The 13,746-nt window shown below is 38.8% G+C and carries 16 protein-coding genes; 10 read left to right on the top strand and 6 right to left on the bottom strand.

Going from position 1 to position 13,746, the window contains the following annotated elements; all coding sequences use genetic code 11:
- Positions 1-69: 69 nt before the first annotated feature.
- Positions 70-363: a DUF3817 domain-containing protein gene (locus tag I6N90_RS01425; protein ID WP_197933736.1), complete on the bottom strand. Its 294-nt coding sequence runs from the start codon at positions 361-363 to the stop codon at positions 70-72.
- Between the two features lie 36 nt (positions 364-399).
- Positions 400-1,017 (bottom strand): TetR/AcrR family transcriptional regulator, encoded by a 618-nt coding sequence (locus I6N90_RS01420; protein ID WP_197933735.1) that lies wholly within the window; start codon positions 1,015-1,017, stop codon positions 400-402.
- Positions 1,018-1,147: 130 nt separating this feature from the next.
- Here I6N90_RS01420 and I6N90_RS01415 point away from each other — a divergent pair, with 130 nt between their 5' ends.
- From I6N90_RS01415 to I6N90_RS24610, 4 genes are all read left to right on the top strand, one after another.
- Positions 1,148-3,367, top strand: a complete 2,220-nt coding sequence (locus I6N90_RS01415; RefSeq protein WP_197933734.1) for an MMPL family transporter — start codon at positions 1,148-1,150, stop codon at positions 3,365-3,367.
- 214 nt (positions 3,368-3,581) lie between these two features.
- Positions 3,582-4,088: a hypothetical protein gene (locus tag I6N90_RS01410; protein ID WP_197933733.1), complete on the top strand. Its 507-nt coding sequence runs from the start codon at positions 3,582-3,584 to the stop codon at positions 4,086-4,088.
- A gap of 13 nt (positions 4,089-4,101) precedes the next feature.
- Entirely contained in the window at positions 4,102-4,806 is a 705-nt protein-coding gene (locus I6N90_RS01405; protein ID WP_197933732.1) for an ATP-binding cassette domain-containing protein, read from the top strand.
- 28 nt (positions 4,807-4,834) lie between these two features.
- Positions 4,835-5,119, top strand: a complete 285-nt coding sequence (locus tag I6N90_RS24610) for a Type 1 glutamine amidotransferase-like domain-containing protein (RefSeq protein ID WP_232242484.1) — start codon at positions 4,835-4,837, stop codon at positions 5,117-5,119.
- Between the two features lie 610 nt (positions 5,120-5,729).
- Here the strand turns inward: I6N90_RS24610 and I6N90_RS01395 are convergent.
- Entirely contained in the window at positions 5,730-5,942 is a 213-nt protein-coding gene (locus tag I6N90_RS01395) for a hypothetical protein (RefSeq protein ID WP_197933731.1), read from the bottom strand.
- A 252-nt stretch (positions 5,943-6,194) separates the two neighbouring features.
- Between I6N90_RS01395 and I6N90_RS01390 the strand changes: the two genes are divergently transcribed.
- A complete protein-coding gene (locus I6N90_RS01390; protein WP_197933730.1) occupies positions 6,195-6,680 on the top strand; it encodes a GNAT family N-acetyltransferase in 486 nt (161 codons plus the stop codon).
- Positions 6,681-6,884: 204 nt separating this feature from the next.
- Here the strand turns inward: I6N90_RS01390 and I6N90_RS01385 are convergent, their stop codons facing one another.
- The gene (locus tag I6N90_RS01385) at positions 6,885-8,294 is read right to left on the bottom strand and encodes a hypothetical protein (RefSeq protein ID WP_197933729.1); all 1,410 of its coding nucleotides are present in this window, start codon (positions 8,292-8,294) and stop codon (positions 6,885-6,887) included.
- Between the two features lie 183 nt (positions 8,295-8,477).
- Between I6N90_RS01385 and I6N90_RS01380 the strand changes: the two genes are divergently transcribed.
- Positions 8,478-8,759, top strand: a complete 282-nt coding sequence (locus I6N90_RS01380) for a hypothetical protein (RefSeq protein WP_197933728.1) — start codon at positions 8,478-8,480, stop codon at positions 8,757-8,759.
- A gap of 76 nt (positions 8,760-8,835) precedes the next feature.
- Here the strand turns inward: I6N90_RS01380 and I6N90_RS01375 are convergent, their stop codons facing one another.
- Complete coding sequence (locus tag I6N90_RS01375) at positions 8,836-9,456, bottom strand: DedA family protein (protein ID WP_197933727.1); 621 nt, start codon at positions 9,454-9,456, stop codon at positions 8,836-8,838.
- A 202-nt stretch (positions 9,457-9,658) separates the two neighbouring features.
- Here I6N90_RS01375 and I6N90_RS01370 point away from each other — a divergent pair, with 202 nt between their 5' ends.
- Positions 9,659-9,919, top strand: coding sequence for a hypothetical protein (locus I6N90_RS01370; protein ID WP_197933726.1), 261 nt, complete (start codon positions 9,659-9,661; stop codon positions 9,917-9,919).
- A 368-nt stretch (positions 9,920-10,287) separates the two neighbouring features.
- Positions 10,288-11,226 (top strand): serine hydrolase domain-containing protein, encoded by a 939-nt coding sequence (locus I6N90_RS01365; protein WP_197933725.1) that lies wholly within the window; start codon positions 10,288-10,290, stop codon positions 11,224-11,226.
- A 66-nt stretch (positions 11,227-11,292) separates the two neighbouring features.
- Here I6N90_RS01365 and I6N90_RS01360 read toward each other — a convergent pair whose 3' ends face one another.
- Positions 11,293-12,045, bottom strand: a complete 753-nt coding sequence (locus tag I6N90_RS01360) for an MBL fold metallo-hydrolase (protein WP_197933724.1) — start codon at positions 12,043-12,045, stop codon at positions 11,293-11,295.
- Positions 12,046-12,398: 353 nt separating this feature from the next.
- On the opposite strand from I6N90_RS01360, the gene I6N90_RS01355 reads away from it, so the two are divergent.
- Entirely contained in the window at positions 12,399-13,244 is an 846-nt protein-coding gene (locus I6N90_RS01355; protein WP_197933723.1) for a nucleotidyltransferase family protein, read from the top strand.
- Positions 13,245-13,267: 23 nt separating this feature from the next.
- On the top strand, positions 13,268-13,729 hold the full coding sequence (locus tag I6N90_RS01350) for a DUF5680 domain-containing protein (RefSeq protein ID WP_197933722.1): 462 nt from the start codon (positions 13,268-13,270) through the stop codon (positions 13,727-13,729).
- Positions 13,730-13,746: the final 17 nt, after the last annotated feature.

Here is a 13,746-nt window from a genome sequence, read left to right as displayed (position 1 = left end):
AACAAGGGTGAATTCATATGTCTTTTATTTAAGCTTTTTATCTACGAAACCGAATGCTAGATTAACCGTTTAGCGCTCATTACGAAGAATCTTCTTGTCGAGTATGAACGGACCAAACGGGAGAAATGATGCTATAACAGCAAGTGCAATCTTCTTGATGGACCAACGATGAACGATAGTAACGTGAGCGACAGCAAACATATATAGGACAAACAATACGCCGTGCGCCATTCCGACAATCGCGACTGGCTCAGGAGTATCTGCCCAATATTTCAGTGGCATAGCAATTAATAGAAGGATAAGAAATGATGCTCCTTCCAGTAGTCCAATAATTCTTAGCCTGCCAATAGCAGTTTTTAACATGGTAAAACCTCCAATAATATTTTGGTATGAATCTTGTTATGTTCGTGGAGCAAGACCCGTCCATATTAATTGTACGATCTCTTGAGCAGATTGTCCCACTGTTTCTGCATTGTTCACAATTTCTCTACGATTACGGACGGACATTGTGGCAATAAATACATGAGATAACAACATTGGATCACTACTGTTAATTTCTTTTTCATCCATAGCTTTTTGAAACACTTCTGCCAACAAAATGTGAAGTGTATTCTCGCTGCCACGAATCGCATTAACTTGTTCAGCGGATAATTCAGATGCGGCTTCGCGCATCATCGTTTCGAAGTCAACATGAGCATTACGCATATGTTTTTTTGCCACTTCAAAAAGACGCTCCTGTAGCGTTCCAGGACCATAAACAATGAGTGCGGTTTGCTCGTATGCCATCTTCAGAACGAGCTGGAGAGATTCGGTGAACAAGGCAGCTTTGTTGCTAAAATAATAGTAGACGCTAGCTTTTGTAACACTACATGCTTTTGCAACACTATCGAGTGAAACTTTTTCATATCCATGCTCCATGAAGAGAAAGGAAGCTGTTCTCATAATTAACCCCTTCGTTTGGGGTGAGTCTGTTGCTTTAGGTCTTCCTGGTTTACGTTTCGGTTGATCTTGTTTCAACGCATAACACTCCATTCAAAGGTGTCAAAAATAACGATTGATTAATTAACCTTCGGGTATATATAATTAATATGAAGGTTGATATAATTGTAAACGAAAATGGGTTAGATGTGAAACGGAGGAAAAAGAAATGATCGAAAAACTTGGTTTAGCATTCGCTGGTCCGCGAACACGTTGGATCACACTAATCGTCTGGATTGTTGCTGTTGTTTTGCTAACACTGACATTGCCAGCTGTAGGTGATAAGGAGAAAAATAATGCACCAAACCTAGAAACAGATAGCCCGTCTGTTGTTGCAGACGAGATCATTAAAGAACATTTTCCTAATTCGTCAGGTGTACCTGCCTTAGTCGTATGGCATAGGGTAGGCGGATTAACGGAAGCGGATTATTCGCTCATAAGTGAATTGTCCAAAAGTCTTACAGAAGTGCCGCTAAAGGCGCAAGGTGAACAAGTTCCACTTCACACGATGGGTATCCCTCTTTCTACACTATCGTCAAAGGACGGAACGACATTTGTTCAACCCGTATTGTTTGCAGAAGCGACGGAAACGGAACTTCTTAAAGAAAACATGGAGGCAATTAAAGATAGAGTGAAGGTAGCGTCGGGTGCAGATCCGTTCGCTGTTGCAATTGAATCCAGTTCGGAGCTTAGTGTTCGTATTAGTGGACCAGTAGGGATTTCGGTCGATGCGACGGATCTTTTCAAAAATGCTGATTTTGTACTATTGATGGCCACGGTTATTATTGTACTCGTATTGCTATTACTCATCTATCGCTCACCAATATTAGCAATTATTCCACTAGCGGGTGTTGGATTCGCGTATGGTGTGACAAGCCCTCTCCTTGGCTGGATGGCAGGGGAAGGATGGATTACTGTTGATTCGCAAGCGATTGCCATTATGACTGTTTTGCTCTTTGGAGCTGGTACTGATTATTGTCTATTTTTCATTACACGCTTCAGAAGGGAACTGACTCATGAAAGCAATCGCTTCACTGCTCTAATAGAAGCGTTTAAAGGTTCATCCGGAGCTATAGCTATGAGCGGCTTCACAGTCGTTATCTCGTTGTTTGCATTACTTGCAGCGAAGTATGGAGCTTTTGAGCGGTTTGCAGTGCCTTTTAGCTTATCCATCCTTATTATGATGGTTGCGAGCTTAACGCTTGTACCTGCGATCATGTCGATTGTTGGCAGGGCATCATTTTATCCGTTTATTCCACGTACGGAAGAAATGGAGAAGCAGAGATCGGAGAAACGTGGTAAACCCTTTAAGCAGAAAGATGAGGAGAAGACATTAGGTTCTAAGATCGGAAATCTCGTCGTTAAGAAACCTTGGTTAGTTGTTATGTCGTCGATTCTGCTTTTAGGCTTATTAGCATCGTTTGCAATAGGAATCAAATATACGTATGATATGCTCTCATCATTTCCTGAGGATATGCCATCTCGTGAAGGCTTTAACGTAATTGCAGATGCCTATACGCCAGGAGATCTCGCTCCAATCACAGTAGTGTTGAGAACGGACGGCAAAGCGGTAGATGCTCTAGCCAAATTGTCGGGGATCCCTCACGTGAATAGTGTCAGTGAGCCAAAAGTTAGTGAAAGTGATTCGGGATTAACCTCCTATTCGGTAGTTTTAGACATCAATCCTTATTCAGAGGAAGCAATGGATACGATTCCTCTACTTCGGGAAGCGGTTAGTGAAGCACTTCTATTATCAAATGTAGCAAATACAGAAGAGAAGGTATGGATCGGCGGTCAAACGGCTTCTCAATATGATACAAGAGAACTTACCATTCAAGACAACCTCGTCATCATACCACTTGTTATCGGATTAATTATGTTATTGTTGCTCGTTTATCTTCGATCAGTTGTTGCAACGTTATATTTGATCGGAACCGTCTTGCTTTCCTATGTTGCTGCATTAGGGTTAGGGTGGGTAATTCTTCACTATGTGATGGGCTTTGATGCCATTCAAGGATCTATCCCGCTCTACGCTTTTGTTTTCTTAATTGCACTTGGTGAAGACTACAATATATTTATGATATCGAGCATTTGGCAAAAGCGTAAACATATGCCGCTCAAACAAGCGATTAAGGAAGGGGTTAGTGAGACAGGGGGAGTCATTACTTCAGCAGGACTTATCCTTGCTGCCACATTTGCTGTACTTGCATCGCTACCAATTCAAGTGCTCCTTCAGTTCGGATTAATTACGGCGCTTGGTGTTTTGTTAGATACATTCATCGTTAGGCCGTTTCTTGTGCCAGCAATTACAACGATTCTAGGGAAGAAGGCATTTTGGCCGAGTAAAGTGGATTTAGTTTCTGAATCAAAACAAGTACAGAATCAATAATAAAACCCGTAAGATGAAAGCTCCGAGAGAAGTTACCGTCTTACGGTTTTTTAATTATTATTGTGAGGAAAATGTTACTCATTGATCATTAGTAGTTATAAGTATTGTAGATTTCTGATTGACGTGGAAAACTTTTACAAATGCAAATTTTTAGAATTATGATTATCTTCGCAGTTGACTAGACATCTATAGATGGTCGCTTATTTTACCTATTGTGCTTGCTATTCTTTATCAGCGAAGTCGTGTTATCGACTTAGATAATGACCAAGCTGTGCTGAACTACCTTTCATTATTTTGGACATATGTTATAGTAATCACTTTTGTTAATGGTATTGGGTTACAGCTTGCTGGAATGCGAGAAAACGGTTGGCTCAAAACCTATGTATTAATAGCAGGGAGCAAACTTCCAATTATTTTATCAAGTTTATTAACGCCATTTCTGATTACTTGTATGAGTTTGTTTTTATTCAATATCATTGTTGGTACATATATGAAAATATTATTAATTGACCTTATTTTATATTCTTTCCTCCTCATCGTGTTCAGTCTTCCATTTGCGATTTTTACGCTCATCAATCCGTTTTATGTTATTCATAACATTTGTTTAAGTATTATGACTGAAACGTGGAACTTTCCGATACTTATTGTACTGCTGGTATATATACTAGCAGGTCTAATTACGTATAGAAAAATAAATCTAATCTCTTACGTTCAAAGATAGGGGGTTCTAAATTATGCGTGCTGACAACGTCGCTTATAAGTATAAAGGTTCAAAAAGAATGTTATTTGAGGAAGTTAGCTTTCAATTAAATCCGAATATAATTAATGTATTAGTTGGACAAAATGGAGCGGGAAAAAAGACTTTATTTGATTATATCTCAGGCATTATTAGTCCACTTTCTGGTACTTTGAAATTTCCTGAAACAGCTCAGATTCTTTATTTAACACAATCGATATTTTACTCAAATGATATAACAGCAAAAGATTTTGTTAAGTTTATTAGACGAATAAGCGGTGTAATGGTGAGCAACGATCCTTTTGACTATTTATCTTCTCACAACGCTCGTAATAAAGAATTGATTAACCGATTATGGAATCTAAAGATAGGGAAGATGTCGATAGGTGAGCGAAAATGGTTGTTTGTAAATGCTCTCACACAAGTAGAACACAGTTTATATTTATTGGACGAGCCAACGAGCGGCGTTGATCCTGTTTCGAGGAAACAAATTTATAGATCGATTCAAGGATTAGTTGAGCAAAAAAAGACTGTAGTTGTATCCACACATCAGCTTAATGAGTTAATAAACGTAGATTGTCATATGATCCTATTACATAAGGGTAGGATCGCTTTCGAAGGTGATATTCATACGTGGATGAAGCAATATAATACAACTGACCCGAATCAGGCATTTGAGTTAGCTACAGAATCTGTTAGTTAAGAAGATGAAATGAAAGAGAGTGCTAGTGATGACAAAATTATTACTAACTTCATGCGGATTTTATAGTGACAATAGCCCATACGCGCAGAAGGCTAAACAGGATTTTATAGAAATGGGATATCAAAATGTTGATTTTCTAGACATTGAGTTTGAAAATCCAGAAAGCCTTACTGGGGCGGATGCCATTTACATTTGTGGTGGCAATCCGTTTCACTTATTATTTCATGTGAAGCGAAGTGGTGCGGATAATATTTTGAAAAAACTAGCATCACTTTACTCCAGAGATGAACATCCACAACATGAACGATTATGAGGCATTAAACAAAACTGACAAACTCATATTTCTTCACTACGATAGAGAAGATGTGTTTCTAGATAATGGGGGTAAAACATTAGAAGAGAGGATTAGGGAGTTCGAAATTCAAGAGAACTGTAATGTGACAAGGCTAAAGGATGATCAGGTGATCGTAATTGAATGAGGATGTGGAGGCGTTAAAAGAAAACACAAGGATGTATTGGTAATTTTCTTGAAGCGCAGGTAAGAAGAGACTCTTTTCAAGAGTATTTAATTTACAATTAAGTAAAATAAAAGTAAGTTAATAGGTGTAATCAGCCAAAGTACAATATACATTCTCTTTAGGGTAGATTTTTGCACAAACGTTCGCTTGCAATATGTTCACTTTTCAACCTTTAAAAACTATCCTCTGCTACTGTTCATTTCTTATCTAGTTACTTTATTTTATCAATCAACTTTTATTTCGTATCTAGACCCTAAGCTAATAAATTCAAAATATTGTAAAAGGATATTAAAGGCATCTAATGAGAGAATATTTGAGTCATGCAATCTTTCGAACGTCGGTGTTATTAATAGTAATAATGGCAAATCAAAAAAAGACCGACACAAGTGTCGGTCTCTTTCTCAATTAATTGACATAAAATGTGTTTGCACTTCTGTGAATGATGCTACCATCAGACATACGAACGGAAGTATCGTTGTAACCAATAATTGCAGATGTAGGTCTAATCTGCATTCCGCCTTGCATCGTTTTGATTTCAATTTTTTCAGAAATTGCTTTTTCAAAATCTCTATTAGTAATTAGCGTCTGTCCTGACTGAAGCTTCGTTTTTTCTTGCATTTATACATGCCCCCATTATGATTGATGTCAGTAGTGGTAAGGTCAAATAATACACCATTAGAAGATGATAAGCAAATCATTCTTTTTATTGTGGGTAAGAATGGCTGCTTTTAATCAATTTATCAACAGAAAATAGCGGAAAAAGAAAAACTAGAGAAAAGGCCTCTCTTCGAATAAGGTACAAGATTTTTGAGACATACCGCTCATTTCGTAATATAATCAGAGCAAATACCATAAATTAGGGGTGTTCAAATGGAGTTCTCGATTCGTACAATGCAACTAAGTGACATTCAACACGTTCAACATGTGGCTAAAACAAGTTGGAATGCAACCTACGATGGACTAATACCAGTTGAGTCCCAAGAGAAATTCCTAAAGTCTGTTTACAATGATGAGATGATGTTAAGAAGGTTAGATCGCTCGATGTTATACGTTGCTGAACTTAAGGGGAAGATAGTTGGGTTTGCCAACTTTTCATTTGTAAAGGAAGATGGGAAAGTCGAATTAGTGGCTATTTATATAGATCCTGAGCATCAAGGAAATGGGATAGGTTCAGTGTTGCTAAAAGAAGGAATTAGTTTATCGCAGGGGGCAAAAGAAGTTTTCCTTAATGTTAAAAAAGATAACTTAATTGGCAGACAATTTTATGACGCAAAAAAGTTTGAAGTTATTGAAGAGTTTGATGACGATTTTGACGGACATATACTAAAGACAGTTCGAATGGTATTAAAGCTATAATTATAAAAGTAGAAGGGAAAATGAATGATATGTAGTGTATTGAACTTGGATGGGAATACGATGAGCGATGCAGCAGGATAGCGCTATATAGCGCCGCTGGGTCAGATCTAACAGAACGAGGTCAAGGGATTATTCCAACGGCGCAGCAAGCAAGCGAAGAAGTGCGAATCAAGATGATAGGATATCGAAAGAGAATAACCAAATCTAGATTAAAAACATAGCAACTATCGTCGTTACAATTAGCCCAATCAATACTGGTTTCAAATTACGCCGTGCTAATTCAAATGGGCTAACACCACAGATTGCTGCGGCCGGAATTAGTGCCCATGCTATAATCGTCCCGCCGCCTACCCAAATAGCTGCAACTTGGCCTAAAGCAGTTAAAGTTGCAATGCCTGATCCAATCGCATGTCCGAACAGCTGGGCGATGGAACCTGCAAGCGATATGCCAGAGAACCCAGAACCGTCAAGACCTGTAATTGCCCCCCCTATCGTAAGTGTGATAGATCCAACAACTCCGTTAACGGGTACGACATGGGCTAAAGCGACACCAAGATCGTTAACGATTCCATGAGATGCTTCAGGGAGCTTCTCGCCAAACATTGCAAAAAAACCAGAGTCACCAAGATAGAAAAATGCAGCAATTGGAATAACGGGGCCGAAGACGCGGAATCCGAACAGAAAACCATCGATCAAGTAGCTTGTAGCTTTCTCCAGTCCTTTACCCCGATGTGTCATCATCGTCACAATGAGCATGATCTGAATAGAAGTACCTCCGATTAATGCGGTTGCATCACCACCTTGCAAGTTAAGAACAAGCATTGTTGCTACGTTTGCGGCAAACAATAGTGGAATAATTACCGCAAGTATTTGCTTAGTTCGATGTGATAATTCTGCGCCATCATCCCCTTCGGATGCTAGTTGGTTAATCCCATTCGAAGCTCCATCAATTAATCCATCGTTCCATTTACCCGTACGCAAATCTCTTTTCATCATCCAAAAGGCAACCACAGTCGTAACGACACCCATTACGATAACAAGTGGAATACTAGCTTGCATGACTTCATTAACTTGTAAACCAGCCGCATCAGCAGTTAATTGAGGTGCTCCTTGAATAATATAGTCACCTGATAATGCGATACCGTGACCAAAGAGGTTCATCGCTACAGCGGCACCAAGAGCAGGTAGCCCAACTCGAATAGCTACTGGTAATAACACTGCACCAACTAGTGCTACAGCAGGTGAAGGCCAGAAAAACAAGGACGTGATCATCATAATGATACCAATACCCCAGTAAGCTAATGTAGGCGTTTTCATGAAACGGGTTAATGGTGCAATCATTATTTCATTAATACCTGTTCGAATGAGTATACGACTTAAAGCGACTATGACTGAAATAATTAATATCGTTCCAATTAGCTCTTTGATTGCATAGATGAAGCTATTAAATATTCCACTTACAGAACCTGCAATTGAGGTAGTGGCCAATATGCCTATTCCTAAAATACCTGCGATACAAATAAGTGTGGTATCTCTACGCATAAGCATAAAACCTATAATCGCTACAACAAAAGACAAGTAAACAAAGTGGATTACACCTAACTGAATATCCATCCGTATTCATCCTCCCGACATGGACGACAGCTGGTCTTATCGCTATCGTACTGTAATGTATGCAGGGATTTATGTAGGCGTTCTTGCCTTATATCGACAGGTTGCGTCACACTTCTTGCTATGCTATTCTACATAGGATAAAGGCGGCGTATGTTGCAAAGGATCGGAAGGGGAAAGCGAATAATGGCAAACATCACTATCATTGATGCATCAATGACTTACAGTAAGGAAGATGGATATGTCGGCAAAGTTCAATTTAGTGTTGAAGGACATGACCAAGAGTACGAGATAGCTTTACATAGCAAGAGAGGATCAGACTGGGGATACGGGTTGTTTTTCTTGAACGAGTCTGGTAGTGAAGAGCAATTCCTAGCGCTAGATAATGAGCTGGAAGAGGACGACGAGTTGTTCGAAGTTTTGATTCACGCGGCACAGGAAAAGCTCGTTAGACAGGAAGAAGAGTAGTAAGCGCTAAAACATAACAAAAGCCCATCGTTGCGATTACCGAAGCAACGGTGGGCTTAGTTACGTAGAAGCATATTTACAATGGTCGTTCTATTTTGTTTTTCTCGTTTTTGGCTTTTTGAAAGCGGAAGATGATATATCCGGCAGCAACAGCAGCTAACCCAACTAGTAACCATGTTCCATAATTTGTGATTAAGTTGGCGAAATCTTGTACTTGATCTCCTAATAGTGATCCTAAGATAAAATAGGTCGCCGTCCAAACGAAAGCCGAAGGATATGCAAAAAGTGCGAATCTACCATATTTCATTTTGTTAAGGCCCATTACATAAGGAGTAGCGTGGCGCAGAAACGGAAGACATAAACTGATGCTTATTGCATATCCTCCATACTTTTCACTAAGTTCTTCAGAGCGAGCGAGAAACTTGCTTATGTTTTTTTTGCTGCGAAACCAATTGGACAATTTAGCACCTGAGAAACGACCGAAGCTGTAACCAAATGACATTGCCGAACATATTCCGAGAAATGTCATTAAAAAGGCTGGCAGTGGTGATAAAACGCCAGCTGCTGCTAAGGCTCCACCAGTCATTACAACCGTTTCATTAGGGATCGGAAGCCCGATTAAGCCAAGGCATAAAACTAAAAACAATGCAGCATAACCAAACTGTTCTATTATCGATAATAATAAGTCATATGCCATCTTTCAACACGCTTCCTTTTCTATCGCAACTAACGTTCTTATTCACTTTATATACGATAGGGTATCATAGTTCGATTTGAATGAATACTAGCCTTTCGTCGTAAAGTTGAATGTTCAATTTTAACCAATTCGTAACTTTTTGTCGGATTTACAGAGCTATAATGAAGAATAGCTTAGTTGAAAGACGAAAGGCGGAGCGGCAATGTTGCAATTTGGCCAAAAAGTAAATGGACTTAGAAGTTATGAATCCATTACATATACGATATGTTTAACGATACTTTCCGATGAGACTTCGGCATGCGAAGCAGCTCAGAGCGTATTAGTTCGTTTGTTTCAAGATGTGCAATTTTGGGAATTACAAGAAACAGCACGCCGGTCACATATTATGCGCTATTGCTTGGATATATGCTTAAGTCGTGCCCAATCAGCTTCTCAAATGGTTTCAACGTCTAATGTATCTTAATTAAAGATTAATAGTTAACTACGTATGTTCTTTTTATTATATGCGATGTCATTATTGTAGGGTGAAGGTAGCAGATCTATTAAATATATGCTAATCAATTCGCACATAGCAGTCTCAATTTTGCTACTAGCCTTATTTACTTTTATCGAAAAACACTCCCCAAGCTCCAAACATCCTATTCCAACTGTTCGAAATACGGATTATTTTATGTACGAATGTAAATGACTTTATTAAAACTTTGGGTCAAACGTAAAGTAATTGCATTGCTCTGTTTATTATTTCATACAGGGGTCGACAATGTAATGTTAGCCCAACAAAAAACCACATGGACAAGGCAAGTTTCATGAGATGAAAGGTAATAAGATATAATGACAAAAGTTATAAATAAGTCAATGATAGATCTTTTAGAAGAATGGAAAATAGGGACCGTCATTGTAATGAAAAAGTCTCACATGGTCGATGAATGGTACCGACACGGAGAAGATGAAGTTGGTCCGTTATATTCATGTACAAAAAGTGTCTTGTCAGCTTTAATTGGAATAGCAATTGATCAGGGAGAGTTGCAGAGCTTGGATCAAAAGATGTCTGATATTTTGGGTTGCAGCGAAATCGTTGGAGCTGAAGGCGATACGATTACGATTAAACATTTACTCACGATGACTCCTGGATTTGATTGGCCGGATTTTGACAAACCTTATAAAGCTCTACGCGCTTCACAAGATCCCATTACATTTGCATTGAAGCAACCAATTATCCATGATCCAGGTCAAGCATACACCTACAATTCTGGTGGATCGCATCTATTATCGGCCATATTAACAAAAGCAACAGGCATGTCAGCGCTGCAGTATGGGAAAAAACACCTCTTCGAGCCATTGCAATTTCGAGCAGCTAAATGGTCAGAGCGGAATGGAATTAGCGAAGGTGGTACAGGTTTGTCTCTATGTGGACAAGATCTTGCCAAGTTCGGAGCTTTGTTTATTCAAGAAGGAGTATGGGAAGGTCAGCGGATTATCTCGGGAGACTGGATAAAAGATTCAACTCGCCTTCACCATCGCGGTCTAATGAATTATGAGCCACCAATCTACGGAGGTTACGGCTATCATTGGTGGTGCTCACCATTCGAGCATAACGAAATGGCTGATTGTTACTTTGCCTTTGGGCATGGTGGACAATATTTGCTTATGATTCCTGAGTTCGACCTCTCCATTGTCATACGTAAGCAAATAACGAAACGAAATGATGCTATCTATTCTCGCAAGTTTATCTTTGAACACTTAGTACCAGCTTTGCTGTCCGATCAATAAGAAAACATTACATGTAGACGAAAACCCGATTCTGCTTTAATAGCATGAATCGGGTTTTTTGATGTATTAATTAGAGCTACATAGCTCGTTAATACGCCCTCTAACATTATTAGAGTAACTTCCTCCATGGTGACAAATAATTTCTGTAATATCAAAGTCCAGAAACTGCTTGACGGAAGCTTTCGCTTGCTCGAAATCGCTACATAATTGTGGATCGGGAAAAAGTAATTGATTGTTTTCAACTCTAAGTGCATCAGCAGCGATAAGAGTTTGTGTCCGTTTATGAAATAAGCTGATATGTCCTGGTGTATGACCAGGTGTGTCAATGACAATAATCCCACCGCAAAATGGAAGTTCCTCCAGATGAGAAATGGTTTTATTTACGCTAAAACGTGGAGGATTTAATAACGTAGTTCTGAACGAAGCTTTCCATTCCGATGGGAGATGCTCTGGTAAAGAACGAACAGCTGCTTCAACTGCTGATGGAGTAAGCTTGAGGAGCATGCGATCTCCTTGAATGTAAGGTTTTTCTAATGGTGAAGCAATAATTTCTACTTGGTTATCTAGTTCCTTTAGAAGTGCTGGGATACATCCGATATGATCCAAGTCTTGATGAGTAATAATAATATGACTGATATCCTTAAGTCTAATCTGCTCTTTTAACAGTTCTTGCATTATCAATGGGAGTTGGCCAGGGTATGCGGAGTCTATGAGAATTACATCATTTTGATCCCACAATAAAGTTGGATGAACGGATTCAATTCTTCCCATAATCTCTGCCGAAATTGTCAACATTGCAATACCGGATTCCGATCGCATGATGATTCCTCCATATTATTTAGATTAAACCATTCAATCGAATAATGATGGTCAACTGCTATCGTATCAAACGAAATTGACAAAGTAAATTAGTAAACTTTTAATCATATCATAAATATTTATTTTTGTCAACTTAATTTTGAGATGCAAAATAATAGTTATTAGGAGACGAACCTTAAATCTAGCATAAATTTATGAATAGGACTTTCTCGTAGATTCCAAAAGTTGTATAATCATGGAAGATCATTATGGGAAGAAATAGTAGGAAGTGGCTAAATACGTTCAACAATGTGACGGGTTGGCTAGGGGCGAAATATTTAAATGATATTAACTAGCGAATGAGGTGAAAGTAGATGATTAAGGATGATGTAATTAACGTTATCGATCAATTGTTACCTACTATTAAAGCGATGTTAACTGGTAAATATGCGATAGCATTAGGTGGTTCTTATGCGAAAGGAACTTCGGACATCCATTCTGATTTGGACTTTTATGTATATACAGAGGGTGTAGTTCCACTCGAAGAGCGTAGAAGACTTGTAGCAGCAATTGCTGATCAAGATCAGGAACCATATCTCGACGATCCGATCGATGCTGCAATATGGGGTGGATGTGCAGATTTTTACTTTAAAGGTATAAAGGTTGAGACGAGTCTCAAATCTTATACGAACTATGAAAAGTCTATTCAAGATTGTTTGGAAGGAACTATATTCTCCGAACCGACCTTCTGGACACTCAGCGGTTATTATAACTATATTTGTTTATCTGAAGTAAGTTTTATTCAACCATTGGATGATCGTTTCGGTATTATCGCAGATTGGAAGAAACGAATTGAAGTATATCCTCCAAAGCTGAAGAAAGCGATCCTTGATACGAACAAGTGGAGAGGAACCTTCTGGCTGGATAACTTCCATTATCTTAGTGCAATTAAACGTTGCGATACGATATACACTTCTGGTATAGCACAACAAACGCTTCATATCTATTTTCAACTCCTATTTGCTCTGAATGAAACTTACTTCACTGGCGACAAAAAGATTGAGAATCAATTGAGACGGTTGTCATTTTGCCCAGATCCTCTATTAGACAATCTAGACTTTTTGCTCGGAGCACATCGTGACGTGAAGTCACTTAACAGGCAAAGAGATTTACTTAAACAAATTGCAGACTCAATCTTGAAGAAAATAGATGCAGTATAAAAAATGAAGGTGGTGCTGATGCGTTGGTTGACAATGAATTGGCGATTAAGACTTTTATAGTGGAAGCAAAGCGAGCGGCTTATGCATCTGGAAGTGGGGAAAAAGCGAAACCTACACGACCGGGAGCAAAAGATATACCATACAAACGAGAACATTTTGCCTATTTGGACAGCTATTATGGGGAAATCCACTTTTCTGGGCAAGAAGTAGTTTGGCAAAATGATGTTGCAAAGTGGTCGATGAACTATTTTGGGTATACACATGATCCAATTGAAGGTTTCCCTGAATTTCTAAATGCTTGTTTAACGGAAGTTGGTATTGATGCTCCGTTCAGAGGTCCAGCTTTCAAAAAAAGTGAAAAGTTTGAGTATGTTTGTAACTGGGAAGGTGATTTTCATCACTTTAATGGTAAGGAGCAGATTTTATACCAAGGAAAAGTGATATTCAGCTTACATTTCCATGGTGGAGCCATTCAGTATGCTTAACGTAAAATAAATTATTC

It is taken from the genome of Paenibacillus sp. GSMTC-2017 (assembly GCF_016019935.1).
Classification (GTDB): domain Bacteria; phylum Bacillota; class Bacilli; order Paenibacillales; family Paenibacillaceae; genus Pristimantibacillus.
The sequence above is the reverse complement of the archived record's forward strand: the minus strand, read 5'-3'. Positions and strand labels throughout refer to the sequence as shown.

Bases quoted from the DNA above. Each gene is read 5' to 3' on its own strand.
- I6N90_RS01425 (WP_197933736.1), bottom strand. From the start codon at position 363: ATGTTAAAAACTGCTATTGGCAGGCTAAGAATTATTGGACTACTGGAA.
- I6N90_RS01415 (WP_197933734.1), top strand. From the start codon at position 1,148: ATGATCGAAAAACTTGGTTTAGCATTCGCTGGTCCGCGAACACGTTGG.
- I6N90_RS01405 (WP_197933732.1), top strand. From the start codon at position 4,102: ATGCGTGCTGACAACGTCGCTTATAAGTATAAAGGTTCAAAAAGAATG.
- I6N90_RS24610 (WP_232242484.1), top strand. From the start codon at position 4,835: ATGACAAAATTATTACTAACTTCATGCGGATTTTATAGTGACAATAGC.
- I6N90_RS01395 (WP_197933731.1), bottom strand. From the start codon at position 5,942: ATGCAAGAAAAAACGAAGCTTCAGTCAGGACAGACGCTAATTACTAAT.
- I6N90_RS01390 (WP_197933730.1), top strand. From the start codon at position 6,195: ATGGAGTTCTCGATTCGTACAATGCAACTAAGTGACATTCAACACGTT.
- I6N90_RS01385 (WP_197933729.1), bottom strand. From the start codon at position 8,294: ATGGATATTCAGTTAGGTGTAATCCACTTTGTTTACTTGTCTTTTGTT.
- I6N90_RS01380 (WP_197933728.1), top strand. From the start codon at position 8,478: ATGGCAAACATCACTATCATTGATGCATCAATGACTTACAGTAAGGAA.
- I6N90_RS01375 (WP_197933727.1), bottom strand. From the start codon at position 9,456: ATGGCATATGACTTATTATTATCGATAATAGAACAGTTTGGTTATGCT.
- I6N90_RS01370 (WP_197933726.1), top strand. From the start codon at position 9,659: ATGTTGCAATTTGGCCAAAAAGTAAATGGACTTAGAAGTTATGAATCC.
- I6N90_RS01365 (WP_197933725.1), top strand. From the start codon at position 10,288: ATGACAAAAGTTATAAATAAGTCAATGATAGATCTTTTAGAAGAATGG.
- I6N90_RS01360 (WP_197933724.1), bottom strand. From the start codon at position 12,045: ATGCGATCGGAATCCGGTATTGCAATGTTGACAATTTCGGCAGAGATT.
- I6N90_RS01355 (WP_197933723.1), top strand. From the start codon at position 12,399: ATGATTAAGGATGATGTAATTAACGTTATCGATCAATTGTTACCTACT.